Here is a 20,413-nt window from a genome sequence, read left to right on the forward strand (position 1 = left end):
GTGAATAAAATTTTTTGTAAATTTTTTCTTTTGTGATGAAATTCTTTTTAATATTGTGTAGGGAATTTTGTTTCCCTGTACTTACTAACCCATTCACATAATAAGAAAGTCTGATTGTTAAAGCAGTCAGACTTTTTTTATTGCCTTTGAAAGCCGCATGAATAAAGCGTTACAGCGGATCACTATTTTCACTTGCACAAAACCATCTCCTTTTCATCATTACTTTTTTACCATTTTCCGGGGATGAAACCCGAGGTATCGTCACCGGTTAATTTTATGTTTTTGGGTGATTCCACCCCCTTTGGGGGAAAAAATGTGCCGGAACCGGCCAATTATTTTTATCACCATAACGGGTGTTTCGTTGTTTGAATAATAGCTGAATGACGCAGGTGTCGTTTTACTTCAGATATTTTCAGTTTTATACCACTCCACACCCTGTTATGATGATGTATGTCAGCACGGAATCCGGATCTCTATATTGCTTTGCTAAATAATTGTGAATGTGGTACTTGTCGCCACAGCCGGGCATCAAAAGCCATACATATATTGCGTATAAACGGCTTGCCTTTGTCAGTCACCTGTACTTTTTGGGGTGTTACCAGTACCAGTTCATCCCGCTCCAGTTCCTGCAATCTTTGCAGGCCATCTATTACGGCGTCGCATTGTGTATCTTCCCGGCGCCAGGTGGTTTCAAAGTGGCACATCAGGTTGTGAATATGCTTCCTCAGGAGCAGGTCTTCGTTGCTCAGTATATGTCCGCGTACTATCGGAAACTCTCCTTTGTTAACCAGTTCCTGGTAGGCGTTTACCTGCTTCTCATTTTGTACATACGCGTACCAGTTATCTCCAATGGAAGAGGCGCCCAGCCCTATCAGCAGCGACGTATGAGAAACGGTATACCCCATGAAGTTGCGATGTAGTTTTCCCTGTTCAAAAGCTTTGTGCAGGGCTTCGCCTGGCAGGGCAAAATGATCCATTCCTATCTCTGTATATCCATTACTGTCGAAAAGTAACTTGCCCAGTTCATACAGCTGGCGTTTCTCTTCATCTTTGGGCAAATCGTCTTCTGTATATCTACGCTGCCCGGTTCCCTTAATCCAGGGTACGTGTGCATAGCTGTAGAAAGATATCCTGTCGGGCCGTAGCCGCACCACCTTATCGATGGTGTGCTGCATGCTTGTTAGGGTTTGCAATGGCAGGCCATAGATAAGGTCAAAGTTGATGGAGGTGAAACCGATCTTCCTGGCGTTCTCTACTACGGAGGCTACCATGCCGAATGGTTGCAAACGGTTAATGATTTCCTGTACCCGCATATCGAAGTCCTGGATGCCCAGGCTGATTCTGCGAAATCCCAGGTTGTATAATGATTGCAAATGTTCCGGTGTGGTATTGCCCGGGTGTCCCTCAAAGCTCAGGCAAGCATCGGGTAGTAATTCGGCCTGCTTATAGATGCCATTCAGCAGCGTGGTTAAATGTTCGGCACTAAAGAAGGTGGGTGTTCCACCACCCAGGTGTATTTCGCGGATGCGGGGCTTGCTCCCAAAGGTGTTTACATACAGCTGCCATTCCTTCAGCAGCGCTTCGATATAAGGACCTTCCACTGCATGATTTACCGTGATGTATTTATTGCAGCCACAATAGGTGCACAGGCTTTCACAGAAAGGCAGGTGGATGTAAATGCTGATACCGTCCCGGTGGTTAGACTCCTGGAAAGATTTTTTCAGTAGTGCTTTCCATTTGTCTGAGTCAAAGCTGCTTTCTTCCCAGTAAGGAACGGTAGGATAGCTGGTATATCGTGGTGCGGCTACATTATATTTGGTGATGAGGCTCATGATAGCTTAAGATTTATGACAACAATTATGAACAACATGTTCGGTATCGGGAGACATAGCGGGACTAATGTAGGGGATGCCCAGGTTCAGGCCGCGAAGGATCAGCAGTACACCCATGATACTGATGACCACGGGGATCAGGCTACGCATGCGGTTACGCACGGAGAGGGTAACGAGGTGACTGAACCAGGTAACACCTGCCATTGCCGGAAGGGTGCCTGCTCCAAAAGCCGCCATAAACAATGCTCCCTGTAGTACTCCGCCGGTTGCGATAGCGCCGGCTATAGCCAGGTACACTAATCCGCATGGCAGGAGTCCGTTCAAAAAGCCAATAGCAAATAACGTCCGGAAGCGTTGTTGCCGGAGCAGGGTGCCCAGGGCAGATTTTATTTTGCTGGTAAATACTGCAGGAAGCGCTCCTCCTTTCCTCCACCCGGCACCTGTATATTTTACGAGGACCGCCAGTAACAAAACAATACCGGTAATAACAGACAGCCATTGTTGCAAACCACCGAGGTACAGCTGTTTACCCAGCCAGCCGAAAATGATGCCCAGTAGCGCATAGGCAGTAATGCGGCCGGCGTTGTACAGGAGCATACCTGCCAACTTTTTCCAGCCAGTCAGATGCTGTATAGGTAAGGTAAGGGCAATAGGCCCGCACATCCCTATACAGTGAAAGCTGCCAACGAAACCCAACATAAAAGAGGCGATCATAATGTTAGTTTTTAGATGGATGATTAGTAAATATGCACCGGTGTTTCCTGGTAAAAAGGCTGGTTGTTCATGGTCCATTGCACTTTTACCTGGTATTGCCCTTTGCTGAGCAGCTGTCGCTTGATCAGCTGATGTCCTGATGGATCGGGTTGGAGGGCTAACTGGATATCTTTACCCGAATCTGAAGGCCGGTAAAAGGTAAGTTTACCGGTTAATGCTTTGCCTTGCAGTTCGGGTGGAAAAGTGATCATTATTCCTTCTTCGGGTTGTGCAATAGTAACAGGAGCAGACAGCTTGCCGGCATTTTGCTTGCCGTCAATTACCTGCTGATATTTCAGTTCTTCGCCATAGTAATCAGGCGTTACCATATCTACCCTGGTGCGCATGCTTTTGGTAACCAATGTGAGGATGCCGGCAGCAAACACTACAAATACGATGATAATCTTGTGTCCCCAGTTCATGATAATCAGTTTAATCGGTTTATATAGCACCGTTTACTGTACCGGCCCCAGGAAGGAGGTGCGTAAACGGGTAATTCTCTCATTATTTTCATACAGGCCGATATAAAGGGTCGACTTGCGTTTATGCACCGCTGTTTTAGGCAGTACCACAAAGAAGGTCCCTTCTCCCTGCCCTTCTGCTTTTACATGGATCAGGGTATTCCCTGCCATGGATATAACGCCGGCTTCATCTTCCAATCGTAGTTCCAGCGGAATGTCTTTTGTTGTTTTATTAATGAGTTTAATGCGGTAGAGGTTTGTGAGGCTATCGGCGCCTCTTTCCTGGTACAGCATCCCGGCGGTACGCATGATAGTGCCACTTACCGGTTTGCGGCTTCCCAGCATAGCGCCAATGGCGATGAGAAGCAATGTCAGTACAGCCGTGTATACCCGTAGCCGGGGAGTAAAGCGCAGTTTTTTCTTTTGCGCAATGCCATTTTCAGAGGCATAGCGTATGAGCCCTTTTGGACGGCCGGTTTGCTCCATCATGAAGTCGCAGGCATCGATACAGGCGGTACAGTTCACACATTCCAGCTGGGTACCGTTCCGTATATCTATCCCCGTGGGGCAAACTTTTACACATTGCATACAGTCTATGCAGTCGCCCTGCGCCCGGGAGGCATCTTTACGGAACTTTCCGCGGGGTTCTCCCCGCTCATAGTCGTAGGCTACCAGTATGGAGTCTTTATCGAGTAAAACGCCCTGTAAACGGCCATAAGGGCAAACAATGGTGCATATCTGTTCCCTCATAAAGGCAAATACGCCGTAAAACACACCCGAAAATACCAGGATGGCAATGAAGCCCCCGGCATGCGCTGATAAGGGCTCGGTGATAATACGTCCCAGGGCTTTAGCCCCGATAATATAGGCGAGGAAGATGTTGGCAATCAGGAAAGATAATGCGTAAAAGGCCAGGTGCTTCCCGGTTTTGCGCATAATTTTATTGGTATTCCAGGGCGATTGCTGCAGCAGTTTTTGTGTCGCTGCATCCCCTTCTATCCAGTACTCCAGCCTGCGGAACAACATTTCCATGAAGATGGTCTGAGGGCACATCCATCCGCAGAAGAGCCGCCCGAAAGCCATTGTAAATACAACAATGAAGAGAATAAAAGCCATCATCGCCAGCCCAAAGATGAAGAAGTCCTGTGGCCAGAAGATAGCGCCAAACAGGATAAACTTCCCTTCTATCACATTCAGCATAAATAAGGGCCTGCCACTTATAGAAATAAACGGCAGGCTAAAAAAAACACTAAAATAAAAGAGGCTCACCCAAGTACGGATGTTATACCAGCGCCCTTTGGGCTGTTTGGCAAATATCCAGTTGCGTTTGCCTTGCTTATCAACTGTGGCTATAGAATCTCTGAATGTATGGTCGCTCATGGTGTATACTTTATCCCCGGTAATCTGTTCCCTATTCTTTTTGTCCCTGTGGCTCCTTGGCGTTTGGGGGATTACTACCGTGTATTGATTTGATGAAGCTGGCCAGTTGTGCCAGTTGTTTAGGCGAAAAGTCTTCCTGCCAGGACTTCATCCCTTTGTCGGCAACGCCGTATTTAATAGTTTTAAACACTTCATTGATCTTGCCGCCGTGCAGCCAATAGTCATCCGTAAGGTTGGGACCTACAACGCCCTGTCCTTGCGGACCATGGCAGGGAGCACAGTTAGAAATAAACATCTTTTGCCCCGCGGCAACATCTCCTGCATCGGTCAGCAGGGTGACGTTATTTTCGTCGATCTTGTTGGCCGCTTTTTTCAGGTATTCGGCTTTGCTTTCCGCTGCTTTTGTTTCTGCAGCAGCCAGCTCTTCCAGTTGGTTGGGAGCTGAATGAGAAATTTCGGTACGCCAGAAGTATACAACGCCAAAGCAGATGCTAAAGACAAATCCCCATTTCCACCAGGGTGGCGTAGGATTATTCAGTTCCCGGATGCCATCGAAATTGTGGCCCATATCCTCGTTTTCTTCTGAGGCGGCGTCCACTGTTTTGGTGTTGTTGAGCTTTTCCATCCAGGATACGGCCGGTTTTCCGGGTACTACTGCTTTCGCCGGTTTGCGCTTGCGTTGAATGCCCACCAGGAAACGCAGGAGGAATAAGAGGCTGATGACTACCGCCAACTCCAGTATGATCACAGATACCAGTATATAGAAGGACGTCTGCGACAGATGAGAGAAATAAGGATTGGCTGCGGCCGGAGCTGTAGCCGCCTCCTGTGCGGAGGCGGAGCTACTCATGAGTGTCATCACGACAATACCTATTGCCAGCAAGGTTTTTCCGGCATCTCTCTTCATCTTTTCCCGGAAAATATCCATGGCTCCCATTACCGCATTGCCCAGCACGGCGATGGCCAGTAATAGTCCTCCGATTACGACCAGCAATACCAGCGCTACGGGGTCAGATAATTCTGAAGGAGCGTTAGCTCCGCCCTCTGCGAAAGCGGGAATGCTGCATAGTAAGCTGCCGGCCAATAGTTTTATACACTGTTTATTCATCATTATACTTTTATAGAGAATGATCGTCATTATTATCTAATGGAATACGGCTGATATGATCTACCATTTTTTTATCGGCTTTAAAAGCCCACAGCGAAGCACCTACGAAAAAGGTGAACAGCAGCAGTAGCGAGGCCATTGGGTAAACGCTGATGCCGGCTATAGATTCCAGGTAATTAATGAATTTCATGATCTGAAGATTTAAAATGCTGCGTTATCGGTTTGAGCTACAGGTTTTGGCGCTGACTTGATATCTTTCCCCATCCTTTGCAGGTAGGCGATTAATGCGATAATCTCACGATCCGCCTTGATGGGCAGCTTATCTTTCTGCAGCCTGTCTGCTATTTCCTGCGCCTGTTTGTCCAGTTCCGCATTGGCACGTAGCTCATAGCCATCGGCATAAGGAACGCCCAGCTTCCGCATTACGCTGATCATAGCAGGCGTTTTACTTTTATCTACCCTTTCTTCAAACAGCCAGGGATAAGAAGGCATGATAGATCCGGGAGACATAGATGAAGGATCCAGCATGTGATTAAAGTGCCAGGAGTCGGGGTATTTGCCACCGATGCGGGCCAGGTCAGGACCTGTACGTTTGGAACCCCACTGGAAAGGATGGTCATATACAAACTCTCCTGCTTTGGAGTATTCGCCGTAGCGGGCCACTTCATCCCGGAAGGGGCGTATCATCTGGGAGTGGCAGGTATAACAACCTTCTCTCAGGTAGATATCACGGCCATGGAGCTCCAATGGCGTATATGGTTTTACGCTGCTGATAGTAGGGATATTACTGCGTATCAGGAAAGTAGGCATCATTTCCAGTAAACCACCTATGGCAACTACTACCAGGCTGAATACCACCAGCTGAATGGGCCGGCGTTCAATCCAGTTGTGCCAGTGGGTTTTACCATGGGTAACAATTACTTTGGGCAATGCTGGCGCTTCGGCCGCTTCGTTGGCAATGAAAGCGCCTTTGCGGATGGTTTTAGTCAGGTTGACAGCCATCAGGATTACGCCACTGATATATAATAATCCTCCTACGGCACGCAGCGCATACATGGGCACGATGGTGGTAACGGTTTCCAGGAACTGGTATTTCAGTTGCCCTTCTTCTGTAAACTGTTTCCACATCATACTTTGTGTAAAGGCGGCCCAGTAAAGTGGGATCACATAGAATATAATACCCAGCGTACCAATCCAGAAGTGGGTATTGGCCCATTTGCGGGAATGTAAGGCAGTGCCGAACAGGCGTGGAATCAGCCAGTAGAGGATGCCAAAAGTGAGGAAGCCATTCCAACCCAGGGCCCCCACATGTACGTGTGCAATGGTCCAGTCGGTATAGTGACTGATAGCATTTACATTTTTAAGCGACAGCATCGGGCCTTCAAAAGTGGCCATACCATAGCAGGTTAGCGCTACCACGAAGAATTTCAGGATGGCGTCTTCTCTTACCCTGTCCCACGCGCCGCGAAGTGTGAGCAACCCGTTGAGCATACCTCCCCAGGAGGGGGCTATCAGCATCACGCTGAATGCGGTACCCAGTGACTGCGCCCATTCAGGTAATGCAGTATATAGCAGGTGGTGCGGGCCGGCCCAGATATATATAAATATCAGCGACCAGAAGTGAATGATAGACCAGCGATAAGAGTACACAGGCCTGTTGGCCGCTTTGGGAACAAAGTAGTACATGAGTCCCAGGTAAGGCGTGGTCAGGAAAAATGCCACTGCATTGTGCCCATACCACCACTGTACCAGTGCATCCTGTACACCCGCATACCAGCTATAACTCTTGAACAGGGATAAAGGAAATTCGAAGGAATTAATAATATGCAGCATCGCAATAGCTACCCAGGTACCGATATAAAACCAGATGGCCACATACAGATGAGATTCACGCCTGCGAAGAATAGTGCCCAGCATATTAGCACCAAATACCAGCCAGATAAGGGTGATAGCGATATCGAAGGGCCATTCCAGCTCCGCATATTCTTTACCGGTAGTATAACCGAGGAATAGGGTGAGCGCGCCACCGGCAATGATGGACTGCCATCCCCAGAAGTGGATTTTACTCAGCAGGTCGCTGAACATACGGGCTTTACATAAGCGCTGTAACGAATAATACACACCCATGAAAATGCCATTGCCCACAAAAGCAAAGATGACCGCATTGGTATGCACAGGACGGAGCCTGCCAAAAGTAATGGGTGCAAAACCCGCGTTAAGACCGGGAATTACCAGCTCCAGTGCGGCCCACAGACCGGCCAGCATGCCTATCAGTCCCCAGAACACACAAGCATAGGCAAACCATTTCACCGGTCGGTTGTCGTAATAAAATTTTTCGAGTGACATAATGGTATTTAATGGTGTTTATAAATTCGTTTGTTCGTTTACGTTATCTTTCTTGTCTTCAAAAAGAATGCGGTGAGCGGGAGAAAAATCATCTTCGAATTGCCCGTTTTTTACAGACCAGATAAAGGCGCCGAGGAACCCTAATGCTACCAGTAAACTGACTCCGAGTAAAATGACGATAACGCTCATAGTATAGTTATTTAATGAGAATAAAGCGTGTTGTTTCTAATGCCTGCAAGGCGTGTAGTTCATTGGCGCCGAAAGAAAATACATCTCCCGTTTCCAGGATGGTTACTTCTTCATTCAGCATAAATGCGATCTTTCCTTCCAGTATCAGTATCATGGCATTGGCGGGAGAAGTATGAGGAGGGATCTGGTATCCCTGCTGCACAATCAGCAGCGTGGCGTCGAAACGTTTGGTTTTAAGAATAGCACAGCTCTTCACTTTTTCATTCCCCGCTTCCTGCATTACGTTTATACCTTTCATTTGCTAGTTTGTTGATTTCCGGCATGCCTCACCCGCTGCGTGTAAACAGTCCTTTTTGCTGACTGTTTACACGCTCATTTCATGCGGGCTTGGAATGGGGGTAGCTTAGATTATACTATGTATGTTTCGTGTCATGTCAAAGGTAGTATCACTATGTAGCTGCGGCAATGACATTACTCAACCGGGAACATGATTTTACTCAACCGGGAACATGACATTTGTCAGGCATTTGTTGGAATGCCTTGGAAGAGAGCTTCTTGCCCTGCCATTCGCTGCATCCGAAACTGATCAGGATAATGCTGATTGAGCTGGCCGGCATTAGTATCGCGGCTACCAGGGGAGATAAAATGCCCTGTACGGCAAAATATAGCCCGGTAATATTGTAAAGCACAGATAAAGCAAAGCTGACGAGGATAATACGTTTGTTGGCCTTGCACAATTGTATAAAGGAAAACAATACTGGCAGCTGTTTGGCGTCCATGATACCATCGCTGGCCGGTGTAAAATTATTGCTGTCTTCCGTTAGCGAAATGCCAATATCGCTTTGTTTGAGGGCGCCGGCATCATTGAGGCCATCTCCTATCATCATCACTTTTTTCCCTTGTTGTTGCAGGGAGATGATATAGGCGAGTTTATCTGCTGGCTTTTGTTCAAAAAGCAAGGTGGCCTTGCTTCCCATCAGTTTCTGCAGCTTGTTGGCCGTATGATTGTTGTCTCCTGAGAGTACAGACAGCGGATATTGTGTCTGTAATTGTTGCATAAGCTGCCGCAGGCCGCTGCGATACGTATTCCGGATGGTGAATAAGCCGGCCAATTTTTCGTTGATAGCAACATATACAACGCTGCCTTCCTGTTCATTCTTTTTATGGGCGCCGGTGAAGTCGGCATTTCCCAGGCGGATAAAGTACCCATCTACCCAGCCGCACACGCCTTTGCCGGTAAAATTCTGAAAGTCATGGACAGCAAGGGGCGCCGGGTTTCCACAATAAGCTACGATGGCTTTACTCAGCGGGTGTGTGGACTGGGCGGCCAACGCAGCTACCAGTACTTCCTGTCCCGGGGTGAGTGAGGTGCCATAATAAACAACCGAGCTACCGGTCTTCCCGGTAAGCGTACCGGTTTTATCAAACACGATATGTGTAGCGTTGGCCATATTTTCAATAGCCTGTGCATTGCGCAGGTATAGCTGATGCCGGCTGAGGATGCGGAGAATATGCCCGTTGGTAAAAGACGATGCCAGTAACAGGGCACAGGGGCAGGCAATGATCAGGATGGCAGTAACCGCGGGCCATATACGCCCTGGCTCATGGATAGCCCAATAGCACGCGGTGATAGCAGCAATAAACAATACAATCCAGGTAAAGTAGCGGCTTAGCAGGTGCACAAATGATACCTCTTTTTCCTCCTTATGTTTTAACTCATCACGGTTCCATAGGCTTGTCAGGTAGCTTTGTGCCACTTCCTTAATGGTAAGAATTTCCAGGCTACCATCTAATTGCCGCCCGCCGGCATAAATAATTTCCCCGATAGATTTGTGAACCGGTGCAGATTCGCCGGTTACAAAACTATAGTCGATCAGTGCTTTTCCCCGCACAATAATGCCATCGGCGGGTACCAGTTCATTATGATGAATACGGATGGTGTCACCGGTTTTCAGGTCAGGAAGCGTAGTTGGCACTTCTTTGTCTTCCTTTAACACGGTAACGGCTATAGGAAAATAGGCAGTATAATCCCGGTCGAAGGAAAGCCCCTGGTAGGTTTTATCTTGCAGGATACGTCCTATCAGCATGAAGAAAACGATACCGGTCATGGAATCGAAATAGCCGGCTTGTCCCTGCCATACTTCTGCCAGGCTACGGATAAAGGTGACAAAGATGGCCAATACGATCGGCACATCAATATTGAGAAACCCATGTTTAAGTCCGCCCCAGGCGGATTTATAAAAGGCTTGTGCGCTGTACAACAACACGGGCAGGGCCAGTACGAGGTTCATATAGCGGAACAGGCGGTTGAAACTTTCATCGAGTCCGCCGGCGCCGGCGAAATAATCTGGAAAGCTGAGCAACATAATGTTGCCAAAACAAAAGCCTGCTACGCCCAGCTGATACACCAGCTGGCGGTTGGTCCGGGGTTTTTTATGCTGTAAATCCTGTAAGCTGATATAGGGCTCATAACCAATTGCGGTGAGTATTTCAGCCACTCTTCGCAGGGAGGTTTGTGTGTGTGAAAAAACGATGAGCACTTCTTTCTTACTGAAGTTAACGGTTACACGCAGTATGCCCGGTTCCAGTTTATGCAGGTTTTCCAGGAGCCATAAGCAGGAGCTGCAATGGATCTGTGGAATGTAAAAATTTACATGGGTTTGAGTATCATCTTTAAACAGGTATAACTGCTGGGCTATTTTTTCATCATCCAGGAACGCAAACTTATCATTCCTCGCAGTAATACGTTGATTTATACCGGGTTTGCTGTTCAGGTCATAGTATTCGCAAAGGTCGTACTGGTTAAGTATTTCGTATACCATTTTACAACCCTGGCAGCAAAATACTTTGTCCTGTATGGTGATATCGGTATCGAAACAATCCTCCCCGCAGTGATAACAGGACGTGAGCGTGTTGGTATGTGAAGAAACAGCCATGCCGTTGGTATTTTGTGTAATTACAAAAGTACCGGTAGTGCTCCCGGGGAGCAATGACATGTGTCAAGGAGGAATATGATATTTGTCAGGGTTATTCCTGCAGGTTGGCGGTCCTGATGATTTCCGGCATATCGAGGAGGCGGATTTTTTTACCTTCCAGCTCTATCATACCATCTTTCTTGAATTCGGAGAGCAGGCGTATGGCCGATTCGGTGGCGGTGCCTACCAGGTTGGCGATCTCCTCGCGGGACAGGCGAACGCTGAGGGTATGTCCGTCGGCTTCCAGTCCGTAAGTTTCTTTGATGAAGAGCAGGGTTTCTGCCAGGCGTTCCCGTACAGGTTTTTGTGCCAGGTGGGTAATTTTCAGTTCGGCTTTGCGGAGTTCACTCGACAAGATGCGCATCATTTCAAAGGAAAGAGAAGCATCTTTTTGTAATATATTGAGAAACAAATCTTTAGGGACAAAGCAAATAGAAGAGTCTTCCAGGGCGGTAGCCGTAGCGGTATATCTTTCATTGCTCAGCAGGGCTTTATATCCCATGATATCACCAGCTTTCACCAGGCGTACAATTTGTTCCCGGCCGTCATCGCCGCTGTGTGACAGCTTTATTTTGCCATCGTTGATACAGTAAACACCGAATGGATAAGCACCTTCGTGGAAAATGACCTGCCCTTTTTTATAAACAGAACACACCTTTGCCTCTGAAAGAAGATCCAGATTGCATTGGTCCGCCTTGCAAAAAATTGAAGAAAAGCGGTCCTTGCAGTTTTGACAGGAAGGATTGTGAATCGATGTAGCCATAATCAATTTGCAAAAGTACTAATTTACATGGCCTTAACCAAAGTAAAAGTATTAGTGGGACTTTATTATTATATTATTTATAAGCCATATGAGGTGCTGACAAGATTTACCCCGGAAGGGAATAAAGCTTGCCTGGCCGACTATTTTAAAGTACCGGGAGATGTGTACCCGGTGGGGCGTCTGGACTACGACAGTGAGGGGTTGTTGATTCTGACTAACGACAAGGCATTGAATCAAAGGTTATTATCGCCGCAATATGCGCATGAGCGGGAGTATTGGGTACAGGTAGATGGAGCCATTACGCCCGAGGCGGTGCAGCGGCTGGAGGCGGGAGTCCGGATCAATGTAGATGGAAAGGACTACCTTACCCGCCGTTGCAAGGCTGAGATACTGGCAGCAGAACCCGTATTGCCACCCCGTAATCCTCCTATCCGGTTCCGCAAGAGCATCCCGGCGCCCTGGATACGGCTGGTTTTAGCCGAAGGGAAAAACCGGCAGGTAAGGCGTATGACCGCTGCCGTTGGGTTTCCTACGTTGAGGCTTGTCCGTTACCGGATGGAGGACATCACCATTGCGGGCATGCAGTCGGGCGACATCAGGCAGCTGAGCCGGGAGGAAATTTACCACGGACTGAAGATAAAAGCCCCTAAAGACGGGCGTTGAGCACTTTGGGGCATCTAATCGTAAAAAATCGTGCCTACCACTTCCCTATTGCTTTTAGCTTAGGCTTTATCCTTTCAGCTTTTTTAACTAGGTTTGTCACCTACAAATTTCTATTATGCTGAAATCAATGACCGGCTTCGGAAGGGCGGAAAGTACCAAAGGCGAAACAAGTATCGTAGTGGAGATCAAATCGCTGAATGGAAAGCAGTTTGAAGTGAATCTGAAGTTTTCTCCTTTGTTAAAACCCTATGAGTTTGACATCCGCGGCCTTATGCAGCAAACGTTGCAGAGGGGTACCCTGGATGCTACGATTAATATTCGTCAGAACGGCGCCACCCGTCCGGTTGTGATTAATACTGATCTTGCCAAATATTATTACCAGTCTATTACCGCGTTGTCCAATGAACTGGAGCTGCCGCAAACTGATATGCTGAATGTGCTGATGAAGCTCCCGGAAGTAGTAACACCGGCTACAGAGCAAATCACAGAAGAAGAATGGAAAGATGTGGAGAATACCCTGCGCCAGGCCCTGACCGATCTCGACAATCATCGTGTTGATGAAGGTCAGATGCTGGAAGCCGACCTGCAGCAGCGTATCGACAATATAGATGCTTCAATGCAAAAAGTGCGTGAACTGGACCCACTTCGCAAAGACCGTATCCGTCAGCGCCTGGAAGGCCTACTGGTTGAACATGTAGGAAAAGAGAATGTGGATGCCAACCGCCTTGAACAAGAGCTGATCTTTTACCTGGAAAAACTGGATATCTCAGAAGAGTTGTCCCGACTGGAGAATCACCTCCGCTATTTCCGGGAAATCCTCAAAGATGCCGACGCCGCCAAAGGAAAGAAACTGGGTTTTGTGTTGCAGGAAATAGGCCGCGAAATCAATACCACAGGCTCCAAAGCTAATGACGCCGGTATTCAACAATGGGTAGTGCTGATGAAAGACGAATTGGAAAAAGCCAAAGAACAAGTTTTAAACGTTTTATAGTAAGGCACATCACCGTATGAAGCAACTTTTTCTGGCCACCGCAGGCTTATTATTGCTGGCAGCAGCTTGTAAGCCTCCCAAAATGGATACTTACGAGAAAAACCTGGAAGTGCCGGGGCATGAGTGGTCCTATGATTACAAACCTACTTTTGAAGTAAACATACATCCGGAAGATACCGCTTACCTGTATAATATCTGTGTAAATATCAGGCATACTGATGCCTACCCCTACAGCAACATATGGGTGCTGGTGGGTACCCAATACCCGGGCGACAGTATACCTAAAGAACAACGGGTAGAACTGCCACTGGCAGATATCACCGGTAAATGGTCTGGTTCCGGTCTGGACGATATTTATGAACACCGTATCTTCATCCAGCAGCGGGCTATCTTCAATAAGCCGGGCACCTACAAATTCACTTTTGAACAGAATATGCGGCAAAATCCGCTCCCTCATGTGATGAATGTTGGTTTACGGATTGAGAAAGCCGGTACCAGGCAATGATGAAAAGATTCTTCAATAAAATGCAGGAAGGAAAATCGGTTTCCTTCGTTTACTTCCTGGTGATGGCTTATACCATAGCCGCACTGGTATGGTGGGGCATTTTATTGTTCAGGCAAAGCGAACAAATCAAAGGCTTCGAACAACAAAACCTGTATCTCCGGGTCGATAGCCTTGCACAACCCGTAGAACATCAGCTGGAGCTGCAAAGGATTAACAAGGAGGAACATATGCGCTCCTTTAAGTACCTGGGAGAAGGGATCATTTTCCTGGGCATAATCTTACTGGGTGCTGTATTTGTATACCGGGCCGTTTGGAAATACATGAAGCTCAGCCGGCAACAGCAGAACTTTATGATGGCCGTAACACACGAATTGAAATCACCTATAGCAGCAGCCAAACTAAACCTCGAAACGATCCGTAAACATAAGCTGGATGAGGAAACGCAGTTGAAGTTGCTCAATAACACGATCCGCGAAACGAACCGCCTCGACCAGCTATGCAATAACATTTTGCTGGCCGCACAGCTGGAAACGCACAAGTACCGGCTGTTTAAGGAGCCGCTCGACTTTTCCTCGCTGGTATCCGGAAGCATTAAAGACCTCGATGGCCGTATAGGCACCCACCAGATCATTGCGGAAGTAGTGCCGGATATATGGCTGGAGGGAGATAAGCTTACCCTGCAGATTATTGTTAATAACCTGGTGGAGAATGCCGCTAAATATGCCCCCAAGAACACAACCATCCTCGTAAAACTCTTTGAAAGCAACAAGGAGCTGAAATTACAGGTAATTGATGAAGGACCAGGTATCCCCGAGGAAGAGAAAGGCCGCATCTTCCTGAAGTTTTACCGGGTAGGCAACGAAAATACCCGCAAAGCAAAAGGCTCTGGCCTGGGACTGTTCCTCACCGCAAAGATCGTAGAACAACATGGCGGCAGTATCGAAGTAAAGGATAATGTGCCGGTTGGTAGTTGTTTTGAAATAACCTTGCCTGAATATTCCATTCAAACAGCGTAAATTAGATGAAGGATTGGTGAATATCAATAACCCGGATTCGATGTAAAATCAAACATTAACACATGAAGGAAGCGACAAAGGCATCAATACTGCTGGTGGAAGATGAAGAAAATCTCCAGGAAGCGCTGAAGCTGAACCTGGAGCTGGAAGGATATGAAGTAACGGCAGTAGACAACGGTACAGCTGCGCTGAAAGCAGTTAAAAACGAATATTTCGACCTTATTATATTGGACATCATGTTGCCCGAAATGGATGGTATTGCTGTATGCGAAAACATACGCATTCAGAATAATGAAATACCCATCCTTTTCCTCAGCGCCAAAAACAGTAGCGCCGACCGCGTACTGGGGCTTAAGAAAGGGGGCGATGATTATATGACCAAGCCCTTTAACCTGGAAGAGTTATTACTGCGGGTAGAGAAGCTGATTGTTAAAAACAAGAAAATCCAGGATAAAGACAGTGTACCCAATGTATATCGCTTCGGAGATAATACCATTGACTTTGCAGCACAGGAATGCATTGGCAAAGATGGTAAACACTATGAACTGAGTAAGAAGGAAGCGATGCTCCTGAAGCTGCTGATCGAAAATAAAGGCGAAGTAGTTACCCGCGAAAAGATATTACAGGTAGTATGGGGATACAACGTATACCCTACCACCCGTACTATTGATAACTTTATCCTCAATTTCCGTAAGTATTTTGAGGAAGACAGCCGCAATTCCCGCTATTTCCACTCTGTAAGAGGCGTTGGATATAAATTTACAGAAGCATAACCAGTTGTTTTTCTGCCTTATACCTACCAAGGGTATAAGGCAGAAAGCAAAATGCTTTTAGCCACTTTTCATCTCAATCTCCCCACTTTCCCCTGAAATTCGACCTCGTAGTAAATCTCACTTTCCTGTAGTGCCGAATTAGCCGATATTTATTCTGCTTATATGAGATGAAGTGCATCCTGTAAACCTAATTTGTGGCACAACATTATACGTACATAGTCTTTGCTGCGGAGTGGCCTTTCTGGCTGTTTTTTTTGTTAAGTCTCGTTACCCTAATAGTATTTTTTGCCCTGCGGGAAAGAAAAATCAGGAGAGCTTCAGCGAAAGAAATAACCAAACACCATGCGCTGGTTAACCTGGAACTACATGCCTTCCAGGCGCAGATGGACCCTCATTTTATTTTTAATAGCCTCAACGCTATTCATCATTATATCCTTACCACCAGTACGGATATGGCCTCGCTATATCTCACCCGTTTTTCCCGTTTGATGCGCCTCATGATAGGGAATTTCAATAAGGAATGGATTTCCCTGCAGGATGAGCTGGACGCGCTGGAACTATATATACAGCTGGAACAACTGCGCTTCGATGAGCAGTTCGATTACCAGATAAACGTACTGCCGGATGTGAATAAACAGTTTACTTTAATACCTCCCCTGATTATTCAGCCTTATGTGCAATACGCTATCTGGCACCGCCTGTTGTTAAGACCCCAGAAGTCAGGCGGACAGCTGCTGATCACCATCTGTAAAGAAAAAGACCGCCTGTTTATACAGCTGGAAGATAATGGCGTGCTGATTACAGAAATACTGGATAGTACCGGCGAGCGCCAGGCATCCGGTATCGACATTGCCTCGGAGCGTTTGTATATGATGAGTGAAAAATATCACATGCAAGCCAGTATCAAAGCGCTGCAGGTATACGACGCCTCCCAGGCGCCTACTGCTAATAGATTGATTATCAGTATGCAGCATATAGGGGCCCGCCAATCTCTGGCAGGCTGAGTCTTTAATTGGGTCATATGCCATTAATTGCTTAATTTCTACGTGGATTTTTAGGCTCAATGACCATATAAACTTCATCTCAGAGCAAACCTGTAATCATAATCTTATGCGTACCATCATTGCAGATGATGAGAAACATAGTCGGGATGCACTACAAATAATGTTGGAAAGATATTGTCCGCATGTTATTGTACAAGCGGTTTGTGGTAATGGCCTTGAAGCCATTCACGCGATTAATGACCTGCACCCTCAACTAGTTTTCCTGGATGTGGAAATGCCCGGAATAGACGGTTTCCAGGTACTTGAAGCCTGTAACCACCGCGATTTCGCCGTCATTTTCATTACAGCCTATGATCAATATGCCCTGCAGGCTATTCATCATAGCGCGCTGGACTACCTGCTCAAACCGATAGACTCAAAAGAATTGCGGCTGGCAGTAGAAAAAGCCGGCTTGCAAACGCATGCCGACAAAACAGAGAAGTTGGATAACCTGTTGCAATTCCTGCAACAACAGCTCAGCCAGGATGAAAGAATGGCATTGCCCACCCTGGACGGGTTGCAAATGGTTACTGCCCGGAATATTATTTATTGCAGATCTATTGGCGGGCAAACCCGGTTGCATTTACAGGTGCCGGAAAAACCAGTGCTGGTATACCGCACCTTGCCCGAAATGGAAGCCTGGCTATCCGATAAAGGGTTCTTCCGGGTGCATAACAGCTTCCTGATTAACCTGTCGTTTATGGACAAGTATATTAAGGGAGATGGGGGTGAAATAATTATGAGTGATGGCTATAGTGTACCGGTAGCCCGCGAAAAGAAACATGACTTTTTACTGCGGATAGAACGACTGTAAAGTGTTACAGCCGCTTAATGTACGAACAACTTATCCAGCCGCTTTTGCCATCTGCCAGCTCTATTTTGCAGAAATCGGCAGTAGCATCTGTAATATGTACTTTCATGCCCTCTCCTATTTCAAAGGCATCCCGGCTGTTTTCGTCAGGCGCCGTTTTCGCTTTGATATTGGCGTTCATGACGATGCCTGTTTGATGATTGTTGGAAGTAAGGTAGGCATCTACTGCCATGAGCAGGTAAAGCGCACATAAAGCGCCCAGCACGTAGGTGCCCCATTTTACAAAACGATTTCTCCATCCGGGTGTATACACATTCATGATGATGCCGGCTATCAGTAGCCAGAAAAGCACTACGGTGCCTATTGCCCAGCCATTTGCTTTGTGCAGGTGTTGTAACTGCAACCACCACTGCTGGAAAAACACCAGTGGTAATTCGTCTACAAAGCCATTTACCTTTTGATTTACCAGGTCGAGGTTATGTTTTACTGCTGCATCGTTGGGAGATAATTCTAAGGCTTTCTCGTAGTTGTATACAGCCAGACCGGTTTTACCGGCCTTATACCAGGCATTGCCTGCGTTAAAATAAAGTGCTTTTTGTGTATGTCCTTCATCCAGCAACGCCTGGTAAGCCCTGGCGGCCTCGGTGTATTTGCTTTGGTTAAAAAGAAGGTTGGCTTCTTCAAAGCGATGCTGTGGATTTGCGCTGGCGGAAGATTGGCTGCGGCCAACGGAAAACGTGAACAGCAATGCTATCGCTAAAAACGCCGGTTTAATATGTTGATGATAGTTCAGCATGGTGCAATTAATTCTTTAACGCCTGTTCCAGGTTACTGATAATAGTCACGGCTTGTTCGTAGGTTCCCTGCATTTTACGATTATCCTGTCCTGGCGCATACAGGGCTACTTCGCAGTTATCGATCAGGCTAAACAGGTCGTGGGTATTGCTGCCATTGATGTGGCGCACATTTAGTTTTTCCTGTACCAGCTGCTTACTCAGGTCGGCCATGGGTATTTTCAGTTTGGTACTGAGATATCCCCAAACGGCACGGGAAGTTTCTTCATAAAATGCTTTGTCCTTTCCTTCCTTCAGGTAGCGGGCGGCCAGTTCCAGCCGTTTCAGGGCTACCTTGTTGGCGTAGCGGAGTTTCAGTGTCGCGGCGTTGGTGGTATTATAGTCTTTTCTGCGTTTATTCAGGATAATACCAGCAGCTGCGAGTAATGGTAGCAGCAGTAAGATATAAAACCAGGGACTGAGGATAAACCAGCTATGATTGCGGGTCCAATCGAGTACGCCGGTATCATTTTTTACCAGCTCATTCCTGGCCACGCCAAAGTCCTGTTTATCTTGTTTTACATGCTTACCCTGGGCTACATGAATATTGAAAGGCTCGGAGCGTAAGGTTTTAAAGCTATTGGCTTCCGGGTCGAAGTAAGAAAATTCTACTGCAGGGATGGTATGATCGCCTGCTTCCTGGGGCATCAATACATATTCAAAAGTACGTTTGCCGGAGAGCGGGTTGCTGTTCTTTTCGATATCGTCGGTCACCTTGGGGTCGTATTTGTCGAAACCTGCGGGGACGTCTATCTTGGGAGAGTTAAGCAGGTTTACGTTGCCCTGGCCGCTGATGGTTACTTTCAGGGTAAGCGCATCATCTGTGGTGAGTTTATTTTTATCTACCACGGCGGTCATATTGAACTTACCCACTGCGCCATTATAGCTAATCGGACGCCCGTCTACTGGTACTGGTTTTACCGTAATGCTGATAGGATTGCTCTGTATTTTATACGGAACATCCTGGTATTCAACTTCCGGACGGTTAAAGAAGTCATCGAAGAAAGGATCTTTAAAGGCAGGATCGTTGAAAAAATCTTCAAACGGATCTTTGCCCCGTCCGCCGTTATTACGTTTGTTGCTCACCATTTTTACGAGTCTTACCTGGTTGTCTACTTCTACCGGGTCCAGCTCCAGGGTGCCTGATTGCAGGGGGAACAGTAATGTTTTACGGATGGTAAATACTTTATAGGGAATGCCATTCACCCGTTCCTCGGTGGCCTGGGGTGGATTGGGCAATTCGATATCTTTTGCGGAAAAGCCTTTAAAGGCAGGTACTTTGGTAACGCTGGAATTAGTTGGGAGCCTGGTGTATAGTTTATACGTTGCCGTTAGTTGCTGTCCTTCGTATAAATTGGTTTTATCCACATCTACTTTCAGGAAGATATTTTTCTTCAGCTTTTCATTGATGTCTTCTCCTTTTTTCAGGAATCCTTCCGGAAGGTCTTCTCCGCCCTGGCCGCGGTGGGATGGATAGGCGCCGGCAGATGCAGGTGGCTGCTGTTGTTGCTGTTGCTGCTGCGCATTGCCTTTTCTGACTTCAATCAATACCGGGTTCGATTTTACCACGTTTCCATTTACGCGGGCCTGTGCGCCGGCAATGGTGAAGCTGCCTATATGCTTGGGTTGAAGGAGATAACTCAGTGCTACATATTCGGAACGTTTACCATTGAAGATGGATTGTCCCTGCATTTGTGAAGGGCCCTGCAGCACTTCAAAATCTTTAAAGCTGGGAGGTGTAAAGCTGGTCACGTTGGTTCCGTTTTCCAGCATAAACTGGATCTGGAACGGTTCATCCTGCGTCACGGTGTTATTGCTCACAGTAGTCGTAAAGCGGAACTCCTGCGCAAACGCGCTGGCTACTAGTCCCAGGCAAAACAAGATGGAGTAAATACACTTCCTTATGCTAATTCTGTACATCATAATTATGTCAACAAATTTAACCAAAGCCGCGCTGGAAGCGAGGCAAGC

20 protein-coding genes are annotated in these 20,413 nt (G+C 47.0%); 7 read left to right on the forward strand and 13 right to left on the reverse strand.

Going from position 1 to position 20,413, the window contains the following annotated elements; translation table 11 throughout:
• Window positions 1–473 precede the first annotated feature (473 nt).
• The 11 genes from hemN to HGH91_RS10260 form a co-directional block, all read right to left on the reverse strand.
• On the reverse strand, window positions 474–1,832 hold the full coding sequence (gene hemN / locus HGH91_RS10210) for an oxygen-independent coproporphyrinogen III oxidase (protein ID WP_168738349.1): 1,359 nt from the start codon (window positions 1,830–1,832) through the stop codon (window positions 474–476).
• A 6-nt stretch (window positions 1,833–1,838) separates the two neighbouring features.
• Window positions 1,839–2,546, reverse strand: a complete 708-nt coding sequence (locus HGH91_RS10215; RefSeq protein ID WP_211092258.1) for a sulfite exporter TauE/SafE family protein — start codon at window positions 2,544–2,546, stop codon at window positions 1,839–1,841.
• Window positions 2,547–2,569: 23 nt separating this feature from the next.
• Window positions 2,570–3,007 (reverse strand): FixH family protein, encoded by a 438-nt coding sequence (locus HGH91_RS10220; RefSeq protein WP_168738350.1) that lies wholly within the window; start codon window positions 3,005–3,007, stop codon window positions 2,570–2,572.
• Between the two features lie 33 nt (window positions 3,008–3,040).
• Window positions 3,041–4,426 (reverse strand): cytochrome c oxidase accessory protein CcoG, encoded by a 1,386-nt coding sequence (gene ccoG, locus HGH91_RS10225; RefSeq protein WP_168738351.1) that lies wholly within the window; start codon window positions 4,424–4,426, stop codon window positions 3,041–3,043.
• A gap of 31 nt (window positions 4,427–4,457) precedes the next feature.
• Window positions 4,458–5,534: a cbb3-type cytochrome c oxidase N-terminal domain-containing protein gene (locus HGH91_RS10230; RefSeq protein WP_168738352.1), complete on the reverse strand. Its 1,077-nt coding sequence runs from the start codon at window positions 5,532–5,534 to the stop codon at window positions 4,458–4,460.
• Between the two features lie 10 nt (window positions 5,535–5,544).
• Window positions 5,545–5,724 carry a CcoQ/FixQ family Cbb3-type cytochrome c oxidase assembly chaperone gene (locus tag HGH91_RS10235; protein WP_168738353.1) on the reverse strand — a complete coding sequence of 60 codons (180 nt, stop codon included), beginning with the start codon at window positions 5,722–5,724 and terminating at the stop codon, window positions 5,545–5,547.
• A gap of 11 nt (window positions 5,725–5,735) precedes the next feature.
• Window positions 5,736–7,880, reverse strand: coding sequence for a cytochrome-c oxidase, cbb3-type subunit I (ccoN, locus tag HGH91_RS10240; RefSeq protein ID WP_168738354.1), 2,145 nt, complete (start codon window positions 7,878–7,880; stop codon window positions 5,736–5,738).
• 18 nt (window positions 7,881–7,898) lie between these two features.
• The gene (gene ccoS, locus HGH91_RS10245; protein WP_145662210.1) at window positions 7,899–8,069 is read right to left on the reverse strand and encodes a cbb3-type cytochrome oxidase assembly protein CcoS; all 171 of its coding nucleotides are present in this window, start codon (window positions 8,067–8,069) and stop codon (window positions 7,899–7,901) included.
• A 7-nt stretch (window positions 8,070–8,076) separates the two neighbouring features.
• Complete coding sequence (locus tag HGH91_RS10250) at window positions 8,077–8,367, reverse strand: cupin domain-containing protein (protein ID WP_145662213.1); 291 nt, start codon at window positions 8,365–8,367, stop codon at window positions 8,077–8,079.
• A gap of 199 nt (window positions 8,368–8,566) precedes the next feature.
• The gene (locus tag HGH91_RS10255; RefSeq protein WP_247651703.1) at window positions 8,567–11,065 is read right to left on the reverse strand and encodes a heavy metal translocating P-type ATPase; all 2,499 of its coding nucleotides are present in this window, start codon (window positions 11,063–11,065) and stop codon (window positions 8,567–8,569) included.
• A 31-nt stretch (window positions 11,066–11,096) separates the two neighbouring features.
• On the reverse strand, window positions 11,097–11,699 hold the full coding sequence (locus HGH91_RS10260) for a Crp/Fnr family transcriptional regulator (RefSeq protein WP_317166820.1): 603 nt from the start codon (window positions 11,697–11,699) through the stop codon (window positions 11,097–11,099).
• Window positions 11,700–11,834: 135 nt separating this feature from the next.
• Here HGH91_RS10260 and HGH91_RS10265 point away from each other — a divergent pair, with 135 nt between their 5' ends.
• The 7 genes from HGH91_RS10265 to HGH91_RS10295 all read left to right on the forward strand — a co-directional run bounded on the left by HGH91_RS10265 (window position 11,835) and on the right by HGH91_RS10295 (window position 17,612).
• On the forward strand, window positions 11,835–12,470 hold the full coding sequence (locus HGH91_RS10265) for a pseudouridine synthase (protein ID WP_168738356.1): 636 nt from the start codon (window positions 11,835–11,837) through the stop codon (window positions 12,468–12,470).
• Window positions 12,471–12,585: 115 nt separating this feature from the next.
• Window positions 12,586–13,461, forward strand: coding sequence for a YicC/YloC family endoribonuclease (locus HGH91_RS10270; RefSeq protein WP_168738357.1), 876 nt, complete (start codon window positions 12,586–12,588; stop codon window positions 13,459–13,461).
• 16 nt (window positions 13,462–13,477) lie between these two features.
• Window positions 13,478–13,966, forward strand: a complete 489-nt coding sequence (locus HGH91_RS10275) for a gliding motility lipoprotein GldH (protein ID WP_168738358.1) — start codon at window positions 13,478–13,480, stop codon at window positions 13,964–13,966.
• Window positions 13,963–14,982, forward strand: a complete 1,020-nt coding sequence (locus tag HGH91_RS10280) for a sensor histidine kinase (RefSeq protein WP_247651704.1) — start codon at window positions 13,963–13,965, stop codon at window positions 14,980–14,982. Before HGH91_RS10275 ends, HGH91_RS10280 begins: the two co-directional genes overlap by 4 nt.
• Before the next feature lie 62 nt (window positions 14,983–15,044).
• Window positions 15,045–15,755, forward strand: coding sequence for a response regulator transcription factor (locus tag HGH91_RS10285; protein WP_145662239.1), 711 nt, complete (start codon window positions 15,045–15,047; stop codon window positions 15,753–15,755).
• A 194-nt stretch (window positions 15,756–15,949) separates the two neighbouring features.
• Window positions 15,950–16,759 carry a sensor histidine kinase gene (locus HGH91_RS10290; protein ID WP_168738359.1) on the forward strand — a complete coding sequence of 270 codons (810 nt, stop codon included), beginning with the start codon at window positions 15,950–15,952 and terminating at the stop codon, window positions 16,757–16,759.
• 106 nt (window positions 16,760–16,865) lie between these two features.
• Window positions 16,866–17,612: a LytR/AlgR family response regulator transcription factor gene (locus HGH91_RS10295; protein ID WP_168738360.1), complete on the forward strand. Its 747-nt coding sequence runs from the start codon at window positions 16,866–16,868 to the stop codon at window positions 17,610–17,612.
• Between the two features lie 4 nt (window positions 17,613–17,616).
• Here HGH91_RS10295 and HGH91_RS10300 read toward each other — a convergent pair whose 3' ends face one another.
• Window positions 17,617–18,405 (reverse strand): tetratricopeptide repeat protein, encoded by a 789-nt coding sequence (locus tag HGH91_RS10300; RefSeq protein ID WP_168738361.1) that lies wholly within the window; start codon window positions 18,403–18,405, stop codon window positions 17,617–17,619.
• A 7-nt stretch (window positions 18,406–18,412) separates the two neighbouring features.
• Window positions 18,413–20,365, reverse strand: coding sequence for a BatD family protein (locus tag HGH91_RS10305; RefSeq protein WP_168738362.1), 1,953 nt, complete (start codon window positions 20,363–20,365; stop codon window positions 18,413–18,415).
• Window positions 20,366–20,413: the final 48 nt, after the last annotated feature.

The organism is Chitinophaga eiseniae (assembly GCF_012641265.1).
Taxonomy (GTDB): domain Bacteria; phylum Bacteroidota; class Bacteroidia; order Chitinophagales; family Chitinophagaceae; genus Chitinophaga; species Chitinophaga eiseniae_A.

Coding starts and splice junctions, on each gene's coding strand:
- ccoS (WP_145662210.1), bottom strand. CDS start 8,069: ATGAGCGTTATCGTCATTTTACTCGGAGTCAGTTTACTGGTAGCATTA.
- HGH91_RS10215 (WP_211092258.1), bottom strand. CDS start 2,546: ATGATCGCCTCTTTTATGTTGGGTTTCGTTGGCAGCTTTCACTGTATA.
- HGH91_RS10280 (WP_247651704.1), top strand. CDS start 13,963: ATGATGAAAAGATTCTTCAATAAAATGCAGGAAGGAAAATCGGTTTCC.
- HGH91_RS10265 (WP_168738356.1), top strand. CDS start 11,835: ATGGCCTTAACCAAAGTAAAAGTATTAGTGGGACTTTATTATTATATT.
- HGH91_RS10255 (WP_247651703.1), bottom strand. CDS start 11,065: ATGTCATTGCTCCCCGGGAGCACTACCGGTACTTTTGTAATTACACAA.
- HGH91_RS10300 (WP_168738361.1), bottom strand. CDS start 18,405: ATGCTGAACTATCATCAACATATTAAACCGGCGTTTTTAGCGATAGCA.
- HGH91_RS10295 (WP_168738360.1), top strand. CDS start 16,866: ATGCGTACCATCATTGCAGATGATGAGAAACATAGTCGGGATGCACTA.
- HGH91_RS10220 (WP_168738350.1), bottom strand. CDS start 3,007: ATGAACTGGGGACACAAGATTATCATCGTATTTGTAGTGTTTGCTGCC.
- HGH91_RS10235 (WP_168738353.1), bottom strand. CDS start 5,724: ATGAAATTCATTAATTACCTGGAATCTATAGCCGGCATCAGCGTTTAC.
- ccoG (WP_168738351.1), bottom strand. CDS start 4,426: ATGAGCGACCATACATTCAGAGATTCTATAGCCACAGTTGATAAGCAA.
- hemN (WP_168738349.1), bottom strand. CDS start 1,832: ATGAGCCTCATCACCAAATATAATGTAGCCGCACCACGATATACCAGC.
- HGH91_RS10230 (WP_168738352.1), bottom strand. CDS start 5,534: ATGAATAAACAGTGTATAAAACTATTGGCCGGCAGCTTACTATGCAGC.
- HGH91_RS10305 (WP_168738362.1), bottom strand. CDS start 20,365: ATGATGTACAGAATTAGCATAAGGAAGTGTATTTACTCCATCTTGTTT.
- HGH91_RS10285 (WP_145662239.1), top strand. CDS start 15,045: ATGAAGGAAGCGACAAAGGCATCAATACTGCTGGTGGAAGATGAAGAA.
- ccoN (WP_168738354.1), bottom strand. CDS start 7,880: ATGTCACTCGAAAAATTTTATTACGACAACCGACCGGTGAAATGGTTT.
- HGH91_RS10270 (WP_168738357.1), top strand. CDS start 12,586: ATGCTGAAATCAATGACCGGCTTCGGAAGGGCGGAAAGTACCAAAGGC.
- HGH91_RS10275 (WP_168738358.1), top strand. CDS start 13,478: ATGAAGCAACTTTTTCTGGCCACCGCAGGCTTATTATTGCTGGCAGCA.
- HGH91_RS10250 (WP_145662213.1), bottom strand. CDS start 8,367: ATGAAAGGTATAAACGTAATGCAGGAAGCGGGGAATGAAAAAGTGAAG.